Here is a 20,820-nt window from a genome sequence, read left to right on the forward strand (position 1 = left end):
GGCTCACCCCGTGAACGGGGGCAGTTGCGGCCACGCCGGCTGACCCGCGATCCAGGCCGCCAGCACTCCCCCGTCGTCGGGCAGCAGGCAGCGTAGGTGCAGGTCACGCAGCCGGCGCAGCGGCGTCACCCCGGTCGGCCAGTGCGCGAGCGAGCGGCGGTAGCACTCGGCGGCCAGGTCCGCCCGGCCGAGCTGCTCGTGCACCTGGCCGGCGTTGAACCAGGAGATCCGGCCGTACGGGAACTGCAGGTGCGCGGCCCGCAGGTACGCCTCAAGCGCACCACGGTGGTCGCCGGCCTGGTACCGCAGTTCGCCCGCGGTGAGCCAGGTCTTCGGGTCGATCGGGTCGATCCGCTGCGCCAGCTCGTCGACCAGGGCCAGCGCGGTGTCGCGTTCGCCGAGGTGGGTGTGGGTGCGCACGGCGGTCTCCACGGCCGGGAAGTAGTTGTCGGCGGCGATGACCCGGGTGTGTTCGTCGTGCCCGGTCAGCTCCCGGGCGATGCCGAGCCACCGGTCCATGTCCGCCCGCAGCAGGTCACGGTCGCCGGTGAGGAACGGCAGGAATCCCATGGCCCGGAACCATCTGCTGGTCATGATCGCGGCGTCGAACTGCGACACCTCGGGCAGCGCGGTGTACCGGGCCAGGTCCTCCTCACCGAGTTTGCGCCACCGGGCGATGGTGTCGGGCTCCCGGCGTCGGGCCGCGTTGACGGTGGCGTTGATGGTGGTGACCACCCGCGTGCGGGCGTACCGGACGTCGTCGCCGAGCTGGTCGTACAGGGTGCGGAAGTGCGGCTCCAGCTCGGCCGCGTGCCCCGTGGTGAGCATCTGCTCGGCGAAGATCCAGCTGGCCAGCGCGTACGCGCTCTCGGGGTCGCGTACCGGCACGTCCGGCCCGGGGAGGATCCGCTTGGCCTCGGCGTGGAAACCCAGCGCGGACAGCAGCCGGCCCAGCAACGCCCGGTCCAGCAGCGGCAGGTCCGACACGTTGGCCAGCCGGTCCCGCACCCCGGGCGGGCAGCCGTCCGGTGCCGCCAGCCACGTCGCGTAGTCGGCCGAGGCGGCATCGGAGGCGTACCCGTACACCACCGCTGTCGCCTGTAGTTCGTCGCGGAACATGGCGGCCGTGGCCCGCTGCGGGTGGATCTCCCGGAACCAGGGCTCGCGACGCTCCAGCACGGCGGCGTACGACATCAGTGGCGTGTGGATCGCGACCGGCGGGGTGTCGACCGGGTCGAGGATCGCGCTCGGATGCAGATCGAGGAACGGTCGGTAGCGCTCCAACGGAAGCGGACGCGCCCCGACCGCCGGGTCAGCCTGCGCCGCGACCGCCCACCGCACCGCGTCGGCGCAGGCCGTGCCGTCCAACGCCGGGCGTCGCGCCACGAGCACCGCCAACCGGTCCCGTTCGACGCGGCGATCCGTGGCGAGCAGGTCGGCCAGTGCCCCGACCAGCTCGCCGGTGTCCGCTGCTGGAGCCAACCCGCCGGTGGGCCCGTTGTCCGCGCCGGGCGCGGTGGGGGTCGCCAGGTCGAGCAGTCCGGCCAGCGCGGCGGTCCGCTCGGCCAGGCCGGTGCGGACGGCCACCCGGTAGTGGGTGCGGGCCGCCTCCCGGTCGCCCGCCGCCCGGGCCGCGTCCGCCGCGAGGAGCCGGGTCGCCGCGCCGGTGGGATCGAGGTCCAGGGCGGCGCCGGCGAACTCGTACGCCGGCCCGACGCCGGTGCCGTTCAGGGCGGCCCGGGTGGCGGCCCGCAGCAGCGCCAGTGCGGCGTCGCGGGCGAGGAGGTCGGTCCGGTCCGTTCCCAGGTCGTGGGCGACGGCGCGGACCGTGTCGGCGTCCGGCACCGGCTCGGCCGTGGAGCATAGCCGCGCGGCGAGGATCCGGGCCCGGGCGATCACCCCGATCCGGTCGCCGGTCAGGGCGGCGGCCAGGGACTCCGCGGTGGTGAGCGGTTCGGTGGCCGGTTGCCCGTGGGTCACAGCGGACCGGGCGTGGGCGAGGGCGGTGGTGAGGCGGACCGGAAGGCCCGCCGCCTCGGGTGGCACCGGGGGCGGTGGTTGCCGGCCGTCCCCGGCGAGCAGGAGGGCACGCCAGGCGTACACCGGGGGCGGCGCGTCGGAACCGATGCGGCGCAGCAGGGTCGCGGCGTCCTCCCGGCGGCCCAGCGCGCGCATCAGTCGGGCCGCCCACAGCAGGCCGGCGGGGTCCTCGGTCGTGAGCCGTTGCGCCACCCCGGGTGGGACGACGAGTGGGTCCGTGGCGTCGAGCAGGCCGGCGCGGCACATCGTGCGGCGCAGGTCGGCGGGGGGCGTGTGGGCGGGCAGCCAGCCGCAGGGGTCGGGCTGGTCGACGCAGAACAGTGCCGTCTCGGCGACCAGGGACGGCGGGACCGTGGGATCGGCGGTCAGGTCGATGAGCGGGCGCAGCGGCGATGCCGCCGGGTCCCGCCAGGTGAGGTCGGCCAACCCTGTCCTCCCGCCCGGTCGGTTGGTTCGGTCCTAGGGGCGGACACGCGACGATGGGACAGCCCGTGCCCGCCCGGTTGGTGACCGGCGACGTCAGTTGATGACGGCGTTGATCAGACCCACGGCGGTTCCTTCGAGGTCCTCGTAGCGCTCCATGCTCGACACCTCCTCCCGACCGGACGAGGAAGACGGGCGATGACGGCCCCTGATCCCGCCATTCTCGCCCACTAATTGAGTTGAATCAATCTGTTGGAGCGTGGTCGACGGTGGAGACCTGTCAGCGGGCTGGATCAGCTCGGGTTCCACTGCTAGTGATAGAGCGGTGACGATGGGCTGCTCTCCGGGGAGGAACCACGTGCAAGAGATCGACACACATGACACCGTCAAACGGGATCCGGTCCCCCCGCTCATGGTCCTGTTCGGCTGGCACCTGCTGGTGGTCGCCGCCTACATCGTCGTACTGAGCCGGCAATCTCACGAACGGGTGGGCCATGACGAATCACCGTGGGTGGAAATGGTGATCTTCGGGCTCACCGTCGGGGCGCCGCTACTGCTCGTCCCTCTGATCACCGGTCTGATCCTGCTCTGGCTCTTTCCGAGCTTTCCGAGCAAGAGGGGCCAGATCAGCTGGCCCGTCCTCCGCGGGACCCTCGCCGCCGCACCGCTGTTCCTCATGGTGGTGTGGACCATCCCCGCTGTGCCGCACTGACGTGGACAGGTTCGTTTCGCCTTCGACGTGTACGCCTTGTCCGCCAGTCGGGTCCTCGGGCGGCCCGAGGTCAGCCATGGGACGCGGATGGCGACCGGGACCGGGATGAACTGCGGGCCGTCGCCGATCACCACCGCCGCCACCGCCAGGCCGCTGCTGCGGTGGACGACCAGCAGGCCTCACGGCCAACCCGGCACTGACGGTCATGGTCTCGCCGTCCCCGGGTGCGGGGGCCGGGTACATGGTGAACGGCACCAGCGGGTCACCGGGCACCACGTCCCTGACGGAGATCGGCGCGCCCGGTGTGAATCTCTGTCGGCTGAAGGCGCAATGATCCCCGGGCCGGCTGGACGTAATGACACCCTGGAGCGGGCTACACCGATCTGACGCCGAGCACGGTACGCCGCTCGGCGTCGGTCAGCGCACGCTCGACCGCCGGCACCGCCTCGGGCTTGGCGTAGAGCCGATCACCGAGCACCAGGACATCCAAGCTGGATGAGGCAAAGGTGCGGAATGCCTCCGCGCCCGCCCGCGCCGTGGGCTGGCCCTTGACGTTCAGCGAGGTGTTCATCAGCACGGGTGTCCCCGTCAGCCGCTCGAACTCGTCCAGGATCCGCCAGAAGCGTGGATTGTCCGCCCGGTGCACGGCCTGCACCCGGGCGGTACCGTCGTCGTGCACCACCGCGGCGATCCGTTCCGCCATCCCCGGCCGCACCGGCACCGCCACCGTCATGTGCCGCATGTTCGTACCGGGTGGCACGACGAACCAGTCGTCGGCCCGCTCCGCCATCACCGCGGGCGCGAGCGGACGAAACTCCTCCCGGAACTTCACCGCGGCGTTGACCCGGTCCCGAGCGCCACGGTCACGCGGGTCCGCCAGGATGCTCCGGTTGCCCAGCGCTCGCGGGCCGAACTCCAGCCGGCCCTGGGCCCAGCCGACGATCCGGCCCTCCGTCAGCAGCCGGGCGACCACCGTCTCGGCAACGCCCTCCGCCACCGGCACCGACCAGTACGGCTGGTCGGCCGGGGGCCCGTCCTCGTCGACGTCCGGGCCGAGGTAGGTCATCGTCGGGTAGCGGACGCCGGACACCGCCGGACCGGACACGGCGAGCGCAGCACCGACCGCTGTTCCCTCGTCACCCGCCGCGGGTTGCACGTACACGGCATCAACCAGCCCGGAGGCGGCCAGCTTGCCGATCGCGACGCAGTTCAGCGCCACCCCGCCGGCGAACGCCACCCGCCGCAGCCCGGTGCGCCCCACCCAGTACGACAGCAGATGGGTCAGCGCCTGTTCCACCCGCTCCTGGGCCGCGCTGGCCAGGTCGATGTGCTCCTGGGTGAGTTCCTCGCCGGCCCGGCGCTGCGGGCAGGCCCGCTCGGTCAGCCAGTCGCGGGAGGTCGCGAAGGTCTCCCGGGCCCAGGGCGTCCGGTTGAGCCGCAGCAGCGGCACGTCCAGCCGGCCGTCCGGTAGGCACCGCACCGCGTCGGCCAGCACCGCGCGGTACCGCGCCGGATCGCCCATCGCGGCGAGCGCCATCACCTTGTACTCGTCGCTGTTGGGCCAGTAGCCCAGGTGCATGGTGAACAGCGCGTAGCAGAGGCCGAGGCTGGCCCGGTAGTCCAGGGCGGCAAGGCGGACCAGTTGCCCGTTGCGCCAGGTGTACACGGTGATCGCGTGCAACTCCCCCATTCCGTCGACGACCACGACCAACGCTTCGTCGAATCCGGACGGGACGGCGGCGGTGAGCGCGTGCGCCCGGTGGTGGGCCACCGGAGTCACCCGGTGCCGGGCCAGGCGGGGCATGAACCGGTGCAGCAGCTCGGTCTGCCGGGCCGGGTCGAGGATCTCCTGATAGCGACGTCGCGCGTATTCCTCCCCTTGGGCGAAGACCCGCACGTGGGAGTGGTCGAAGTTGTGCGCCACCGCGTCGACGTCGGTGAAGTCCAGTCCGGCCATGGTCAGGCAGCTCACCATCGCGTCGGCCGGAAAGGCGTGGTCGAACTTGATCCCCGAGTACCGCTCCTGCTGCACGGCCGCGACCAGCTCACCGTCGACGACCAGGGCGGCGGCAGAATCCAGGCCCTGGAACAGGCGTGCTTCCCGCTCGTCGAGGCCCGGGAAGTAGGACCGCTTCAGCTCTGCCGAGCCGTGCAGCCCGCTGTAGCCGAGCACGACCGTCCGCCGGTGATCAGTCATCTCATCTCCTCACACCCACCTGGTGGGTCAGCCGTCGGCGCGGTTGCGCCAGCGGAAGGTGCGTACCGCGACAAAGAGGCCGACCAGGCACCAGCCGCCGAGCACCAGCGCGATCCGTCCGTGTTCCCAGCTCCCGGCGACCTCGTGGGCGGCGAACGAGTCGGGCAGGAAGACCGATCGCATCCCCTGCGTCATCCACTTCAGCGGGAAGAGGGCGCCGATGCCCTGCATCCAGCTCGGCAGGGTGGCGAAGACGAAGAACACCCCGGAGACGAACTGGAGCACGGTCGCCAGTGGCGACACGACCGCCGGAGCGGTCCGGCCGTTCTTCACGATTCCGGCGACGCCGATACCGAGCAGGGTGCAGGCGATCGTGCCGAGCCCGGCCACCCAGAGGAAGGTCAACCAGGGGCCGACGGTCTTGGGCAGGGTCAGATCGTAGAAGAGCACGCCGATGACGATCAGCAGGACGGTCTGCACCGATGCGGTGAACGCCACCATCATGATCTTGCCGGCGAAGTACGCCGACTTGGGCATGGGCGTGCCGGCGAGCCGTTTCAGGCCGCCGATATCCCGTTCGAGCGGGATCACGATGGCGAGGTTCTGGAAGCTGCACCCGAACATGCCGGAGGCGATCATCCCGGCGACGAAGTACTGCTCGTAGTCCACGCCCGCCGCGACGGGCTGCCCGTGTAACGCCGAGCCGAAGATGACCAGCAGGGCGAGCGGGAAGACGAAGGTGAAGACCATCGCCGAGCGCTCGCGTACGAAGGAGAGGAATTCCAGGCGGGTACGGGCGGCCGCCACCCGGACCAGTCCCGGCAGCCGGGGGGCCGGTCCGGCCGGCGCTGCCGGGTCGGGCGGTCCGGTGGTCGGACGGGCACCTTCCTCGCTGAGGGCGGTCATGCCGGACCGCCGGTCACCGGTGGCGACGCGGAGTCCGACGACGACTGCCCGATCATCTCCAGGTAGGTGTCCTCCAGGCTGGGCCGGTGCACCACCAGCTCCGGAACGACGCCTCCGAACCGGTCGGCGAGTTCCCGCACGACCGCAGTCGGATTCTCGGTACGCAGGCTTTGTGTTCCGTCCGGGCCGGTCCACCGCACCGTGGCGGTGGCTGCGGCCCGCCCGCCGAGGGTCTGCGGTGTGGCGATCGCGACGATCCGTCCCCCGGTCATCACCGCGACCCGGTCGGCGAGGCGTTCGGCCTCATCCAGGTAGTGCGTGGTGAGCAGGATCGTGGTGCCGTCCCGGGCGAGCTGCGCCAGCAGCGACCAGAAGCGGACCCGGGCCTCCGGGTCGAAGCCGGTGGTGGGCTCGTCGAGGAAGAGCAACTCGGGGCGGCCGACGATGCCGAGCGCCACGTCGAGCCGGCGGCGTTGCCCACCGGAGAGCGCGGCGGCGCGGACCCGGGACTGGTCGGCCAGGCCCACCAGCTCGATCACCTCGTCGGGGGAACGGGGCGTCGGGTAGTAGGCGGCGACCGACCGGACCCAGTCGCGCACCGACAGGACGTTGGAGTAGGTCAGGTCGTCGGCGCGTTGCAGGACGACACCGATCCGGGCCCGCCATGCCGGCCCGCCGTCGGCGGGATCGACACCGAGCACGGACACCGTGCCGGCGTCGCGACGGCGGTGTCCCGCCAGGATCTCGACGGTGGTGGTCTTGCCGGCCCCGTTCGGCCCGAGTAGAGCGAACACCTCACCCCGGTGGACGGTGAACTCGACCCCGGCTACCGCGGGCCGCCCGTGGTACGACTTGCGCAGCCCGGACAGCACGATCGCATCCGTGGCGCTCACTGCGGCGTTCCCTGCCGTCCGTCCCCTACGTGCAGCACCTCCATGCGCTGCCATGCCGACAGGTCGGTCGGGTCCTCCGGCGCCCTCGCGCAGATCACGTACCGTCGCGGTGCCATCGCCGTGTCCCGGCCCGGCAGGCGTTCCAGGCAGGCCAGGTGAGCCTGGCGCGGCGTGACGGGGGTCCCGTCCGCCAGGTATGCCACCAGTTCCGTCCGGCCCTGGTCGTCCGGTACGGCGAACACCCGGACGCCGGCGGTGGGCAGTGCGTCGTCGAGCAGGCGTTGCGTCTGGGAGAGCTGGATCCAGCTGGAGTCGACCAGTTGCCAGTCCGCGTCGCGGGACAGCGGTGTCACCCCGGTCACCTCGTCGAGACGGTCGAGCGGCACGTCACCCGCAGCTGCCTCGACGAGCAGCCGTTCCACTCCCCGTAGCAGCAGTTCGCTGTCGACGTCGGTGATCCTGTGCCGGTCGGCGGTCAGCAGGCCCAGGATCAGCTGTCCCTGCTTGTCCAGCAGGCGGAAGGCGAGCAGCGTGCGGATCTCCCCCCAGGGCCGTGACACGACCGTCGTCTCGTGCATGGCCCGGTGGGCCTCGGCGGCGTCTGCTTCCGTCGGGTCGGCCGGGCCCGGGGGTCGTTTCTCGGGTCCCATGGCGGCGCTGGAGTCGTTGAAGGTGCAGAGCCGGGCGATGTGGATGCCCCGCTCGTCGCTGATCCGGTCCGTCAGTCGTGTCATGTCCTCCGGTCGGCCGGCCGGATAGCGGTTGGCTCGCAGTACGGCGGTGCCGGCCCGGCCGACGAGTTCGTCGAAGCCCGCGCAGTCAACCTCCACCGACACCAGGCTGTCGGTGGCCAACGGGCCGACGTAGTCGTGCAGTCGGCGCTCGTACCGGTTGCTGCACAGGGTCGGCATGACGATCAGGCGGTGGCCGGTGCGTTGTCTCAGCACCGCGCAGACGGCGGCCAGCACCGCCATCGACGTGCTCGCACCGGTGCGGGCGGCGATGTGCGGCAGGGCCAGGGCGGCGGCGCGCGACCAGAGCCAGGAGGACGACGATCCGCCCGGCCCTTCGGGTGCGGGCGGCACCGCGTACAGGTTCTGCGGGATGGTGGTGAGGGTTCTTTCCCAGTAACGCAGTGCTTCCTCGGCCCGACGTCGGCCCCGCTCGGACCGTTCGGCGGCGGCCTGGTCGAGGGGTTGGTCGCCCTGCCGGCCGACCTGTCGACGGGTGGGGTCGGCGGCGAGTTCGGTGAACTGCCTGCCCAGCATCACCATGCTGGGCAGGTCCACCACGACGTGCGAGTAGACGACGGCCGCGGCGGTGGGTACGCCGTCCACCGCGGTCACCGCGACCCGGATCGGCAACTGCACTGTCAGGTCGAACTCGTCCGCACGCAGGATCCGGATCAGCTCGTTCACCAGCACCTGTGGCTCGGCGTCGGCGTCGGCGGTGAACACCTCGACGGTCAGCTCGCCGCAGCGCAGCACACGCTGGGTCTGCCCGTCGCCGGGGAAGAGGGTGCGTAGCGCCTCGTGCCGGGTCAGCAGCGCCGCGACGGCCGCCGTCACGTCGGCCATCGAGGCACCGGGGGGCAGCTCCAACGGGCCGGCCGCGAATCGCCCGTACGGCTTCTCCTTGGCGATCCAGCCGAGCATGTTCGCTTGGCCGAGGGTGATCGGTCCGGTGCCCTCCCGGTCGCCGGTGAACCGGACGGTCAGCTCGTCGGCCCGGGTCAGGGTGACCGCAGGGGGTGCGTCGTCGGGAGGCGGTACCAGGTCGATAGGTCGAATTCCCATCGTTCTTCTCCTCCAGCAGACCGCCACTCGATGTCGTGCAACGTGGCCGACCCGCGAGACCGTCGCTACGGGCCGATCGCCGGGTGGTGCCTGACGGTCACGGTAGGTTCACCCAGCTCGATAGTCACTTCGGGGATTCCCTACCTTATGAATAGACGCTCATCAAAAGAATTCAGGGGTTTCCCCCAGTTCACCGCAGCTTTCGGGTCTGCCTATGGTCTGCGGTGTGACCGGTGCCCGCGCTGCCGGCCCGATGGGCAGTCCCCCCTGGGGAGTTTCGGTCCATGGTCCGATCCGTACCTGCGCGCCAACGGTGCACCGCCTCGTCGACGCCGCCCGGGCGGGCCGCCCCCGAACCGGGAGGAACGAGTGGCCGAGACCTACTCCCGTACGCCACGACCGACCCTCGTCCGGCCGGGCCCCGCCCCGACGGCCCGGCCGGCGGACGGCGACCGGGCCGCCGCGCCGCAGGGGGACGTCCCGCCGGCCGATGCCGTCGACCGAACGCCGGACGAGGGGCGGCGTGGGGCGATCCCCCCGCCGCCTGACCTCACCCGGGCGGCCACCCTCCTACACCGGGTCGAGGCGTTCACCCCGGTCCGCTCCTGGACGATCGAGGAGATCGGGGCGGCCTGCGGGCTCAACCGCTACCAGACGAAGGTGCTGCGCCGCATCCGCGGTCTGGCAGAGGTCCGGGCCGATCCCGACGGCGACCTGTTCGACCTGCTCGTCCCGGCTGCCTCGGCGGCGCTGCGCGGGCTGCCTGATCCGGCCGTCGTGCGCTATCTGCTCTACGCCCACACCCTGCCCGATCCCGCCCCCTCGCACGTGCTCGTCGCCGATCAGCTGCGGGAACGGCTCGGGTTGGCCGGGGCCGACGCGTTCGCGGTGACCCAGCAGTTCTGCGCCAGCGGGCTCGCCGCCATCGACATCGCCGGTGAACTGCTCCGCGCCGACGGCGACCCGGCGGCGAAGGCCCTCGTCGTCACCGGCGAGAAGGCGTTCAACAGCGTGCTGCGCTACGTACTGCAGGTATCGGTCACCGGCGAGGCGTCAACGGCCTTTCTGGTCGGCCTGGACGCGCCGGGCGGCCCCGACGGCTTTCCCCGCGCCGACGACAGTGTCCCCGGTGCGGGCAGCCGGGTGCTCTCCTACGCGGCCCGCACCGAGGGCGAGTTCGCCGACGGTTTCCGGATGTCCGCCGAGAAGTTGCGCCGCTTCGGCGACACCTACAACACCCACCTGTGGGCCGCGATGTCGGACGCCCTCAGCTACGCCGGACTGAGCCTGTCGGACATCCACCTGGTGGTCCCGCACAACGTCAACGCCTCGCTCTGGTTGCGGCTCTGCGCGGAGGTCGGCCTCGACCGGCGACGGATCTTTCTGGACAACATCCCCCGGTACGGGCACTGCAACTGCTCCGACCCTTTCCTGAACCTGGCCTCGATGCGGGAGCGGGGCCTGCTGCGCAGCGGCGAGTTGTACATGCTCACCTCGGTCGGGATCGGTTCCAGCTACGCCGCCATGGTCATCGAGTACTGAGGGGACGACGTGGACACCGGTTACCTCCGCTCGCTCAAACACCGCCTGCTCGGCGAGCCCACCGGACGACTGGTGTTGGTCTGCAACTTCGAAGCCGAACACCGCTGGGCCCGCCAGCACGTCGGACTACCGAATGCGGACTTCTCCGCCGGCACGAACCTGGTCCGGCGGATGGAGGAACTGGGGGTGCTGCTCGCCGGCGTCAACGACCTGCTCATCTGCAAGTACCCCCTGGACCCGGCGTACCGGGCCTACCTAGACCGCATCGGCCTGCCGGTACCCGAGATCGCGGTGCCGGAGAACGTCTCGGCCGACCGTTCCACCACCGAGGACGTGCTCGACTCGCCGGCGCTGCTGGCTCGCCTCGCCACGCTCGGCGCCGCCGGTGCCCGGTTGCTGCCGATGGCCACCACCGATCTGGAGGAGAAGCTGGCGGTGAGCTGTGGCCTACCCCTGGCGGTGCCGGACGCGGCGGTCTTCGAACGGGTCAACGGGAAGATCTACGGCCGGCGGCTGACCGCCGCCGCCGGGCTGCGCGCCGTCCCGGGCGACGAGTGCGAGACGTGCGACGAGTTGGCCTCCGTGCTGGACCGATACCGCGCGGCGCTGGCGGCGGGCCGACGGATCGTCGTCAAGGACGCCTACGGTGTCTCCGGCAAGGGGCTGCTGGTCCTGGACACGCCCGGTAAGGCGGACCGGCTCCTGCGGATGGTGCGCCGACGCGCCGAACGCACCGCCGACGACCGGCTGCACGTCGTCGTCGAGGAATGGCTGCCGAAACGGTACGACCTCAACTATCAGGTCACCGTGGCCCGGGACGGCTCGGTGCGGCTCGACTTCGTCAAACGGGCACTCACCGACGGCGGCGTCCACCAGGGGCACATCATGCCGGCCGGGCTCACCGACGCCCAGTATGCCGAGATCGACCATGCCGCACAGCTGGTCGGCGTCCGGCTCCGCGACGACGGATATGTCGGTGTCGTCGGGGTGGACGCCATCGTGGACCCCGACGGTGTGGTCTATCCGGTGCTGGAGATCAACGCCCGACTCAACATGTCGACCTACCAGGGCAGCCTGACCGAGCTCTGTCAGGGGCCCGGTCAGGTCGCGCTGGCCCGGCAGTATCCGCTGAGCCTCACCGCCCCCGTGTCGTTCGCCGAGATCGACCGGAGCCTCGCCGCCCTGGTCGGGTCGTCCGGTCCCGACCGGATCGTCATCACCTGCTTCGGCACCGTCAACGCCGACGCCGACCGGCCGCCACCGTTCAACGGCCGGTTGTACGCCCTGCTCGTGGCCAGGGACACCGACCGTTTGACCGCCCTGGACGATGCCGTACGCGCGTCGCTCGGCCGGCTCAGCGCCACCCGCCCCCTCTTCAGCCGGGAGGTCTCCCCGTGACCGGACGACCCGAACCGGCGGACACCGTCGGGGTCGCCGACAAGTTCGCCTCCGATCCCGCCCTGCTCGCCGAACTGGCCGAGCGGCACGGCACCCCGCTGTACGTGTACGACGGCGATCATCTGCGCCGCCGGTACGAACAGTTGCGCGCCGCCCTGGACCCGCGGATCGACATCTTCTACTCGCTGAAGGCCAACCCCAACGTCAGCGTCTGCGCGTTGTTTCGGTCGCTCGGTGCAGGACTGGAGGTTTCCTCCCTGGCCGAGCTGGTCACCGCCCGGCGGGCCGGGGTCGACCCCGACGACCTCATCTTCCTCGGGCCGGGCAAGTCCGGTGAGGAACTGCTCGCCTGCTGCGCCGGGGGCGGGATGCACGCGGTGGTCGTGGAGTCCCTCGCCGAACTGGCCGCCCTGGACGCGTTGCCGGAGGCTGCCGGCACCCGGGTGATCCTGCGGGTCAACCCGTCGTTCGAGTCGCACGGGTCGCGGCTGTCGATGGGGGGCAAGCCCCGTCAGTTCGGCATCGACGAGGAGATCCTGCACGGCGCCAAGGCCGCGATCAGCGCGCTCAGCCGGGTACGGGTCATCGGCGTCCACGCCTACCTGGGCACCCGGATCCTCGACGCGGCGACCGTCGTCCACAACACCACGGGTGTGCTGGGGGTGGCTGCGACCCTCGCCGGGGAACTCGGCATACCGCTTCAGACGGTGGACATCGGGGGCGGCTGGGGGGTGCCGTACTTCGACAATGAGAGCGACCTCGACGTGGCTGCCACCGTCGACGGGGTGAACCGGGCGGTGTCCGAGTTCCTGGACCGGTACCCGGGCACCCGGATCGTCACCGAACTCGGCCGCTACCTGGTCGGCTGGTCCGGGACGTACGTGCTGCGGGCCCGCTACGTCAAGCAGTCCCGGGGCGAGTGGTTCGTGGTCGCCGATGGCGGCACCAATCACCACATGGCGGCGGTCGGCATCGGCAGCTTCGTCAAGCGGAACTTCCCCATCGGGTCGCTGACCCGGGCGGACGCGCCGCCGGCGGACGTCTACACCGTCACCGGCCCGCTCTGCACCCCCAACGACGTGATCGCGAAGCGGGTCGCGCTGCCCGAGGTGCGTCCCGGCGACCTGCTCGGCGTCAGCCGTTCCGGCGCGTACGGTCCCAGCGCCTCACCGGTGCTCTTCCTCAGCCACGGGCACCCGGCCGAGGTGCTCGTGCTGGACGGGGTCGGCCACCTGGTGCGTAGCCGGGACACCGTCGACGACCTGCTCCGGCCGCAGCACCTGATCCCCCTGGCCGCCTCCTGAACCGCCTGCCACGTCGGCCGGTCGCGTCCCGTCGCGTTCAGACCGGCCGTACCGCCCCCGCCCGACATCGAGCAGCCGCTTCCCGGATCCGACAGTTCACCCGGCCGTGCCGGCCGGCTACCCGAGAGGACCACCCGATGGACCGCAGCAAGATCGTCTCTCAGATCGAGCAGGCGCTCAGTGACGTGTTGCAACGCCCGGTCGCCGGACTCCCCGAGGAGACGAGGCTCTTCGAGGATCTGCACGTGGACTCGACCTCCGTCCTGGAACTGCTGATGGCGCTGGAGGACGGTGTCGGTATCGAGGTCGACCCGGAGCGGCTGGAGATCGCCGATTTCAAGACCATCGGCACCGTCGCCGACTACGTGATCGTGAACCTGGACGAACGTGCCTGAGCGGGAGTGACCATGCCGCTGTCCCTCACCTCGGCCACCGCGCTGGTGCGCGGTGACCGGCTGCCGCCGGTTCCGGACGACGACCGCGACGCTATCCAGCGGGACATCCTGGGCCCGTTCGGGGTGCGGCCGGACCCGGCCCGGTTGGCCCGGGCGGCGAACGTCGGGTTCACCGAGTTGGCCGAGAACCTGGTGCGGGAGCTACCGATCAGCGGTCCGGACCTGTTGATCTTCGCCTACGGCATTCCTGATCCGTCGTCGCTGAAGCACGTCACCCCGTACGTCAACCACCTGCTCGGCGATCGCAGCCACAGCTTCGCCATCTCCGAGCAGGGTCTGCGCGCGCCGTACACGGCGCTGAAGATCGCGGATGCGTACGCCCGGTCGGGGCGTTGCGGCAGCCTCGCGCTCTTCGTGTGCGAGCAGAACAGCCTGCCGTACCACGATTCCTTCGTGGCGGACAACCGGCTGGCGAACACGGCGGCCCTGCTCCTCTTCGGCGACTGCGGTGGCGGGTACGAGTTCGTCGCGACCGGGCCTACGTCCACCACGCGCGGACTGGGGCCGCTACTGGGGTCGGTGACCGCCCGTTGCGACCCCGACTCGACGCTGGTGGTGGCAGGCCCGTGGGTCGACGCGGACATGCTGGCCGCCACGGGGGTGCCGACCCATCGGGTCGCCCCCGGCAGTTACTGCACCGGCGTCTGGTTGGAGCTGGCCCGGTCCCACCGGACCTGGGCCACCACGTACCGGACGCTGGTGCTCTGTGACACCGACCCGCGTACCGGCCGGAGCCAGACCGCCCTGCTGCGCTGGCGGTCCACCACCGGGGCAGACGCGCCCGGCGCACCGCAAACGGCGACCGGCGCACCAGCACGTCCCGCCGCCCCCACGTCCGCATCGGCCCGAGAGCAGACGCCATGACACCCACCAGGGTCCACCCCGGCGCGCCGGACACCGCGCAACCCCCTCCCCCGGCGCGGTGGTTCGCCGACGCCTTGGACGACCTGCACCAGCGGGTCTCTCCCGCCGGGTTGGTGCCGTCCCCGACCGGGCATGTGCTGGCCTCCACGGCGGCGCTACCCACCGCTCCTCCCGGTCCGCTGGCCCGGTTCGGTATCGCGGTGCTGCCCGCCGCCACCCGTGACGCGGCGTCGGCGCCGCCAAACCCGACACCCGGGCACGGCGGGAGGGTTCGACCGACGACGATCGCGCCGGCGGTGGCCGAGGAGTTCGCCGTGGGCCTGCTCGACCTGCACCGTCGGCTGCTGCACGAGGTTCTTCGGCACACCCTGCGTCATCTCGGCGCCCGGGAATCAGACGGGGTCACCCTGCTGGCCAGACAACTTGTCCAGGCGCAGCTCGCCGAGGTGGCAATCCGGCTCGCCGAGGTCGGGGCGACGCCGGGACCTCGGCGCGACGACGACGCGGCCGCCCGGTGGCGCACCCACCGCCGGCTGGTCGGAGTCGGTCGGGACCTGCTGCGGCTGCTCGGGGCCAGCGGTTTCCTCGTGGACGGGCCGGCGGGGGACCTGCACCTCACCGAGGTCGTCGGCAACGTCTATCTGCATCCAGGAAGGGGACAGGACGATGACTGAGGTCAGTCACGGCAGGCCGCCGTCCGGGTCGGATCTGCTCGACGATCGGATGCTGGAGCTCGACCGGCACTGCTGGTCGGTGTCGGGCGAGTTCCGCAAGGTCGGCGAACTACTCGACCAGGATCCGGATGCCATCGACAGCTATTTCGACCTTCCCGGCGTGCTGCTCTACCGCTTCTTCTCCATCCCCCGCCGGTACTGGCCCCAGCTGGATGTGCCGCCACAGCTCGCCCCGCTGCTCGGAACGTCGCTGGCGCAGGCCGTCGTCTGGGAACGGTTCTCCTACGCCGACCCGAACGTGCTGCTGGCCAGCCCGGGGCCGGCGCTGTCCAGCGACGCCATCCACGCCCTCGCCGATCCGGAGCAGACCGACCGGTGGTTCAGCAGGTTCGCCGCGCAGCCGGACCACACGTTCTTCGCGGTCACCGAGCCGGCCAAGGGCTCGGCCGCGACGGAGCTGACGACCACGCTGCGGCCGGCCCCCGACGGCGACGGCTGGCTGCTCACCGGCGAGAAGTACTACGTGGGCAACGGCGCCCGGGCACAGGTCGGACTGGTGTTCTGCCGCCGGGCCCCCGGCCCGTGGGGCATCGAGGCGGTGCTCCTGGACGCCTCGTCCCCCGGATTCAGCGCCGAGCTGCTGCCGTCGGTCGGTCTGCGCGGCGCCCGGATCAGCCGGATGCGCTTCGAGGACGTCCGGGTGCCCCACCGGAACCTGCTGGGTCAGCATCTGCGGCCCACCCAGCGTGGCCTGCACGGAGCCCGCCAGGTGTTCTACCGTGCCCGGCCCGGGATCGCCGCGATGGCGCTGGGCTGCGCGCAGGCGGTCTGCGACCATCTGCGCGGGCAGGGGCTGCGCGGCGACCGGTTGTCGGCGGTCGAGGACCGGATCGCCGCGATCCGCCGGCTCAACCACCGGACGGCCGCCGACATCGACGCCGGCCGGGTGGACCCACACCGGATCGCCGCGGCGAAGGCCGGCGCCGCCCGGGTCGCCGAGGACGCCACCCTGCTCGCCGCCGAACTTCTGGGGCCGGCGTCGCTGCTCGACGATCCCTGGCTGGAGAAGGTCTACCGGGACGTACGGGCCTTCGAGTTCATGGAGGGGGCTGGCAACGTACATCTGTTGTCGGTCTTCCAGGGGTTGCTCAAGGGGCGCTTCGCCGGGGGCGTCGAGGCCGAGGGCGTCGGCTGATGCGGCTCGGGATCGACCTGTTGCGGGTCGACACACTCGACCGGTTGTGCGAGCGTGCCTGGTTCACCCGGTACGCCTTCGCCGCCGTCGAGATCGAGTACGCGGCGACGCTGGCCCCCCGGCGGCGACGTGAGTTCCTCGCCGGCCGGTTCGCGGCGAAGGAGGCCGTGTTCAAGGTCCTCGGGACGGGCCTGTTCGAGGGGGTGGCACCGCACGACATCGCGGTGGGCCGGGCCTGCGGTGGTTCGCCACAGGTCACCCTGCACGGGGCGGCGGCCCGGGTGGCCGCCCGGATGGGAGTCACCGGGCTGACCGTCTCGATCACGCACACCGACGGCATGGTGGCGGCAGTGGCCGCCAGCTGGTGACCGGCGCGTCTCACTCTCCGGTCGCCCCGTACGCCGTATCCGGCAGTGCGGCGGACGACGCTGCACGGGGTGTCGGCGGGTCGAGGCGTCGGGCCAGCCGTACCCGGTTGCGGACCCCGAGCTTGGCGAACACATGGGACAGGTGCATCTCGACCGTCTTCTCGGTGACCACCAGTACAGCGGCGATCTCCCGGTTGGTCATACCCTCGCGGACCAGCTCGGCGACCTGCTGCTCCCGGCGGGTCAACCGGGCCGACGATGCGAGGTCGTTCCCAGGCCGGAACCCCGACGCGCCGCCGTGCCGGCCGCCCTGGCGAGTGACGGGACGGGCGAGGGCGCGGGCCCGCTCCGCCGCCGGGGTCAGACCGGCGGCGGCCAGTTCAGTACCGGCGGCGACGGCCACCTCGACGCCGGCAGCAGGCTCCTTGGCGATGAGCAGCCGCGCCCGGATGAGCAGCGCGAGCCCGACCAGCCCACGTGGCCAGGCCGCGGCGCGGACGGCCTGTCCGGTGGCGGCCGGGCCCCGGCCCCCGGTCAGCGGCGGGGCGGTCACGCCGACCTCGGCACCGGCACCGACGGACGCGGCGACGTCGCCGGCAACGAGTTCGGCGACCGCGCCGACGTCGCCGGCGGCCGACGCGGCCCGTACCACCAGCTCCTGGTAGGCCATGCGGGTGCTCGGGTCGACCCGGGACAGTGCGTTCAGCGCGGGTGCGGCGGTCAGCAGGTCCAGGCAGCCCTGGGGATCACCGCCGGCGAGGCGCAGTTCGGCGAGCATCAGCCGGGTGAGGACCGCCGACCAGCCGCCGGAGGTGACAACCGCCTGGGCGTCGGGCAGGTCCTCACATCCACCGGTCGCCTCGTCCGGACCACCCGACGCGCCGGTCGAACAACCCACGCCGGCACACCACCGGTCTGCGGTCGGCGAACCCGTGGTCGCCGGCGGCGCGCCGGCCGGTACTGCGTCGGCGTCCGGGTCGGACCACGGCCCGGACGCGCCCAGGGCGACCCAGCGACGCAGGATCGCCGCCCGCTGCAGCAGGTGGGGGCTGCCGGAACGGTAGGCGACGTCCGCGACGGTGGCGGCGACACCGACGGCCGCGGTGTGCCGACCGGTGTTGGACAGGATCCAGGTACGCCCCAGCAACGCGTCACACATCGTCAGTGGGTCGGGTGTCGGCCAGGCTGCGTCCCCCGGTGCCCGTGCCGTCGGGCCGGCGGTCACCCGTTCCAGGTGTCGTAGCGCCTCGGGGTAGCGCTCCAGCACCAGCTCGCTCCAGCCGATCCAGTACACCGCGTCGGCGTGGGCCGCCACCTGCGCATCGTTCATCGTGTCCAGCAGCGGCACCACCTCGGCCAGGATCGCCGCCACTGACTCGATGTCGCCTGTCAGCCCGTCGGCGGCGGCGAGCACCGCCTGGACACGGATCCGGTCCACCGATCCCGCTGGGCCCGCGTCGGCCAGATACAGCGCGGTGGCTGCGCACGCGCGGGCCGCCGACGCCGATCCGTCGGCGAGTTCCAGGAACGCCTTGTCGATCAGCAGGTTCACCCTGGCCGGCTTCGACGCCCCTGTCGTCGACGTAGCCAGGTCGGCGAGCAGGTCGCGGCCCGGTCCGGGGTCGCCGAGCGACCAACACAGCCGTACGCAGCGCACGACCATTGCAGCCCGCTCGGCAGACGGCAGCACGGCCGGCTGTTGTAGTGCGGTCAGCAGCAGGTCCCGGGCGTGCCGGGGTCGTCCGGCGGCGGCGCAGTCCGTGGCGACCTGGAGCAGGAGCGTGTGCTGGTCGGCCGGTGCACCGCCGGCGACCGAGGCGAGTCGCAGCGCTGCCTGACGCCAGCGGGCGGCCGTCTGCGGTGCATCGCGCTCGACTGCTGTCGCGGCGCGTCGCAGAGTACGGGGGGCGGTGGTGTCGTCGGGGGTGGCGACCAGCGCCAGGTGGGGTGCCAGGGCGACTTCGCCGTCCGGGGCGCCGGCCAGCGCGACGGCGGCTCTGGCGTGCGCCCCCAGCCGCCATCCGGGCTGGCTGACCTGGTACACCACCTGGTGCACCAGGGGGTGGCGGAACCGGAACCGGGTCGTCTCCGGCACGTGTCGGACGATGTCGGCGGCGGTCAACTCGTCGATCGTCCGCCGGACGACGTCCTGCGCCAGTTCGGCGACCATGCCGACCATGGGTAGATCGAAGACCTCGCCGAGCACCGCCGCTCCCGCTGCGGCGAGTCTGCTGCGGGGGGAGAGTTCGTCGAGTTCGGCGGCGATGGCGGTTTCCGCCGCCGAGTACGAGCGGCCGGCCGCCCTGGGGCCCGGTCCGGCGTCGGTGATCATGATGCCCCCCGCCGACGCCGTGTCGTCGGTCGGCGAGCGCGCGCTGTCGAGCAGTGCGCGCAGGTAGCGGGGGTTGCCGCCGCTGCGCCGGTAGAGGTCGCCGCACTCGGCGTCAGAGACACAGGTGTCCAGCAGAGCCCGCACGGCGACAGGCGACAGCGGCGCGAGCGGCAGCCGGAGCACCGGGACGCCCGCCCCGGCGGCGACGCCCCGCAGCCTCGGCGGCGTCTGCCGAGGCCGGTAGCCGAACGCCAGCAGGACCGCTGCCCGAGGCGGCGAGTGCATCAGGTGACAGAGTGCATCGATGGTGTCCCCGTCGGCGCGGTGCAGATCGTCGAGGATCACCGCCACGGGTCCGGTTGAGGCCAGTACCTCAAGCATCGACCGGATGGCGCGGAAGCGCTGGAATCGCGGCACCTCCCACGACGCTGAGGGGTGGTCACCGGTTCGGTACGGGAAGCTCGGGAAGATGTCGGCCAACACATCGACGTCGTGGGCCGGCAGCTGGGCCAGGGCGTCTGCTCGCAAGCCCCGAAGTCGGTCGTCCAGGGCGTCGATAAGGGCGCCGAACGGGAAGACCGATCCGCCTGGTGGAACCCGCCCGGTGAGTACCGGGAGTCCCCGCTGTCGACATCGCTGCGCCAACTCCGTGAGCAGTCGGGACTTGCCGATGCCGGGGTCTCCGCTGACCTCCACCAGGTGGGCGCTCGCACTGAGGCCTCCGATGGCTCGGTGCAGGCGGGCCAGTTCACCGTCCCGGCCGACCAGTGGATCGGAAGGCTGGCCCGGTCGCCTCCTGACCGTCGTTCGGCCTCGCGACCCGTCGCTTGATCCATCGACTTCCACATCGACCACAGTGGATAGATTAACTCGCACGCTCTACGATGGGTAATCGATCTAGCACAGAAAGTTCCCACTGTCCTCACTCCAGGGACCACGCCCCCGCTCGAACTCGGCAGCCAGGTCTTCGAGCTCGCCGATCCCGCAGCGTCACCGTGACCGGATGTCCTCGCGCAGCCGGGCCGCCGCCGGTACGGCTGGCAGCTGTTCGGTCAGGCCGATCAACGTCCGTCGCAGGTGGACCGACGAGACCGACCCGACGACGAATCGCCTGCCGTCGTTGCGGTCCCAGCTCGGGTCACCCCGTCCTTGCCACCCGGTGGGGATCCTCCAGCGCGGCACCATGGCCCGGGTAGCAGCCCCGACCGAAGCAGGGCAGCCAGCTGTATTGACGACGATCCGGGAGTTCGTGACGATCAACGCATGACGGTGGACACCGCGACGGCGACGGCGACCGCGCGCTACCTGCGGAACACAGCGCTTGTGCCGTTCACAGCCGGCGGACTCACCGGCTGGGGCTCGGTTGCCGCCGTGGCCGCCGAGAAGCCCTTCGGCGGTGTCGACCGGCTGCCCGACACGCGCCGCGAACCGGTACCTGCGGATCGCCACCTCCCCTACACGCAGCAGCTGAGAGGCCAGGCGGCTCGCCGTGTCTCCCGAATGCAGGAGTGCTTCTGCACGTGAGCCTCCGTGGCCTCTGGACAACCCGCTGTGGCGGGATCAACCGGGGCGCAGTGAAGCGACCCGGTACCGCGGGCGACACACGAAGCATGGGACCGGGGACGACCGGCTCACCGAACTGACCATGCCGGTGCCGCACGACCGCCGCATCGGTCGGCGGCGAGCGGCCGGCAATGGGCGCTACCCGACCTCGAGACCCT

Annotated in this window: 16 protein-coding genes; 10 read left to right on the forward strand and 6 right to left on the reverse strand. The window is 71.8% G+C overall.

The features are described from left to right. Positions 1 to 3: 3 nt before the first annotated feature. On the reverse strand, positions 4 to 2,466 hold the full coding sequence (locus ACN265_RS18565) for a tetratricopeptide repeat protein (protein ID WP_421408715.1): 2,463 nt from the start codon (positions 2,464 to 2,466) through the stop codon (positions 4 to 6). A 355-nt stretch (positions 2,467 to 2,821) separates the two neighbouring features. On the opposite strand from ACN265_RS18565, the gene ACN265_RS18570 reads away from it, so the two are divergent. Continuing rightward, positions 2,822 to 3,175, forward strand: coding sequence for a hypothetical protein (locus ACN265_RS18570; protein ID WP_421408716.1), 354 nt, complete (start codon positions 2,822 to 2,824; stop codon positions 3,173 to 3,175). A gap of 373 nt (positions 3,176 to 3,548) precedes the next feature. On the opposite strand, the gene ACN265_RS18575 is transcribed toward ACN265_RS18570, so the two are convergent. The 4 genes from ACN265_RS18575 to ACN265_RS18590 are packed head-to-tail and all read right to left on the reverse strand — an operon-like array spanning position 3,549 to position 8,967. Beyond that, positions 3,549 to 5,372, reverse strand: coding sequence for a carbamoyltransferase (locus ACN265_RS18575; RefSeq protein WP_421408717.1), 1,824 nt, complete (start codon positions 5,370 to 5,372; stop codon positions 3,549 to 3,551). 27 nt (positions 5,373 to 5,399) lie between these two features. Beyond that, complete coding sequence (locus ACN265_RS18580) at positions 5,400 to 6,278, reverse strand: ABC transporter permease (RefSeq protein ID WP_204925200.1); 879 nt, start codon at positions 6,276 to 6,278, stop codon at positions 5,400 to 5,402. Further along, complete coding sequence (locus ACN265_RS18585; protein ID WP_357927309.1) at positions 6,275 to 7,171, reverse strand: ABC transporter ATP-binding protein; 897 nt, start codon at positions 7,169 to 7,171, stop codon at positions 6,275 to 6,277. The genes ACN265_RS18580 and ACN265_RS18585 overlap by 4 nt, the downstream gene beginning before the upstream one ends. Next, positions 7,168 to 8,967 (reverse strand): condensation domain-containing protein, encoded by a 1,800-nt coding sequence (locus tag ACN265_RS18590; RefSeq protein WP_421408718.1) that lies wholly within the window; start codon positions 8,965 to 8,967, stop codon positions 7,168 to 7,170. Before ACN265_RS18590 ends, ACN265_RS18585 begins: the two co-directional genes overlap by 4 nt. A 369-nt stretch (positions 8,968 to 9,336) precedes the next feature. On the opposite strand from ACN265_RS18590, the gene ACN265_RS18595 reads away from it, so the two are divergent. The 8 genes from ACN265_RS18595 to ACN265_RS18630 all read left to right on the forward strand — a co-directional run bounded on the left by ACN265_RS18595 (position 9,337) and on the right by ACN265_RS18630 (position 16,767). Further along, positions 9,337 to 10,509: a 3-oxoacyl-[acyl-carrier-protein] synthase III C-terminal domain-containing protein gene (locus tag ACN265_RS18595; RefSeq protein ID WP_421408719.1), complete on the forward strand. Its 1,173-nt coding sequence runs from the start codon at positions 9,337 to 9,339 to the stop codon at positions 10,507 to 10,509. A gap of 9 nt (positions 10,510 to 10,518) precedes the next feature. Further along, complete coding sequence (locus tag ACN265_RS18600; RefSeq protein ID WP_421408720.1) at positions 10,519 to 11,907, forward strand: hypothetical protein; 1,389 nt, start codon at positions 10,519 to 10,521, stop codon at positions 11,905 to 11,907. Further along, a complete protein-coding gene (locus ACN265_RS18605) occupies positions 11,904 to 13,211 on the forward strand; it encodes a diaminopimelate decarboxylase (RefSeq protein WP_421408721.1) in 1,308 nt (435 codons plus the stop codon). The genes ACN265_RS18600 and ACN265_RS18605 overlap by 4 nt, the downstream gene beginning before the upstream one ends. A 137-nt stretch (positions 13,212 to 13,348) precedes the next feature. Beyond that, positions 13,349 to 13,606, forward strand: coding sequence for an acyl carrier protein (locus ACN265_RS18610; RefSeq protein ID WP_204925205.1), 258 nt, complete (start codon positions 13,349 to 13,351; stop codon positions 13,604 to 13,606). Positions 13,607 to 13,618: 12 nt separating this feature from the next. After that, complete coding sequence (locus ACN265_RS18615) at positions 13,619 to 14,530, forward strand: hypothetical protein (RefSeq protein ID WP_421408722.1); 912 nt, start codon at positions 13,619 to 13,621, stop codon at positions 14,528 to 14,530. Beyond that, positions 14,527 to 15,204, forward strand: a complete 678-nt coding sequence (locus ACN265_RS18620; RefSeq protein WP_420116201.1) for a hypothetical protein — start codon at positions 14,527 to 14,529, stop codon at positions 15,202 to 15,204. The genes ACN265_RS18615 and ACN265_RS18620 overlap by 4 nt, the downstream gene beginning before the upstream one ends. Next, entirely contained in the window at positions 15,197 to 16,399 is a 1,203-nt protein-coding gene (locus ACN265_RS18625; RefSeq protein WP_420116202.1) for an acyl-CoA dehydrogenase family protein, read from the forward strand. Before ACN265_RS18620 ends, ACN265_RS18625 begins: the two co-directional genes overlap by 8 nt. After that, positions 16,399 to 16,767 carry a holo-ACP synthase gene (locus ACN265_RS18630; protein ID WP_204925209.1) on the forward strand — a complete coding sequence of 123 codons (369 nt, stop codon included), beginning with the start codon at positions 16,399 to 16,401 and terminating at the stop codon, positions 16,765 to 16,767. The genes ACN265_RS18625 and ACN265_RS18630 overlap by 1 nt, the downstream gene beginning before the upstream one ends. A gap of 10 nt (positions 16,768 to 16,777) precedes the next feature. On the opposite strand, the gene ACN265_RS18635 is transcribed toward ACN265_RS18630, so the two are convergent. Further along, positions 16,778 to 19,975 (reverse strand): helix-turn-helix transcriptional regulator, encoded by a 3,198-nt coding sequence (locus ACN265_RS18635; protein ID WP_421408723.1) that lies wholly within the window; start codon positions 19,973 to 19,975, stop codon positions 16,778 to 16,780. Positions 19,976 to 20,362: 387 nt separating this feature from the next. On the opposite strand from ACN265_RS18635, the gene ACN265_RS18640 reads away from it, so the two are divergent. Next, positions 20,363 to 20,623, forward strand: coding sequence for a hypothetical protein (locus tag ACN265_RS18640; RefSeq protein WP_204925212.1), 261 nt, complete (start codon positions 20,363 to 20,365; stop codon positions 20,621 to 20,623). The last annotated feature ends 197 nt before the right edge of the window (positions 20,624 to 20,820 follow it).

The organism is Micromonospora sp. WMMD730, assembly GCF_049178955.1.
Taxonomy (GTDB): domain Bacteria; phylum Actinomycetota; class Actinomycetes; order Mycobacteriales; family Micromonosporaceae; genus Micromonospora; species Micromonospora wenchangensis.

Coding starts and splice junctions, on each gene's coding strand:
- ACN265_RS18575 (WP_421408717.1), bottom strand. CDS start 5,372: ATGACTGATCACCGGCGGACGGTCGTGCTCGGCTACAGCGGGCTGCAC.
- ACN265_RS18580 (WP_204925200.1), bottom strand. CDS start 6,278: ATGACCGCCCTCAGCGAGGAAGGTGCCCGTCCGACCACCGGACCGCCC.
- ACN265_RS18590 (WP_421408718.1), bottom strand. CDS start 8,967: ATGGGAATTCGACCTATCGACCTGGTACCGCCTCCCGACGACGCACCC.
- ACN265_RS18610 (WP_204925205.1), top strand. CDS start 13,349: ATGGACCGCAGCAAGATCGTCTCTCAGATCGAGCAGGCGCTCAGTGAC.
- ACN265_RS18615 (WP_421408722.1), top strand. CDS start 13,619: ATGCCGCTGTCCCTCACCTCGGCCACCGCGCTGGTGCGCGGTGACCGG.
- ACN265_RS18620 (WP_420116201.1), top strand. CDS start 14,527: ATGACACCCACCAGGGTCCACCCCGGCGCGCCGGACACCGCGCAACCC.
- ACN265_RS18625 (WP_420116202.1), top strand. CDS start 15,197: ATGACTGAGGTCAGTCACGGCAGGCCGCCGTCCGGGTCGGATCTGCTC.
- ACN265_RS18630 (WP_204925209.1), top strand. CDS start 16,399: ATGCGGCTCGGGATCGACCTGTTGCGGGTCGACACACTCGACCGGTTG.
- ACN265_RS18640 (WP_204925212.1), top strand. CDS start 20,363: ATGACGGTGGACACCGCGACGGCGACGGCGACCGCGCGCTACCTGCGG.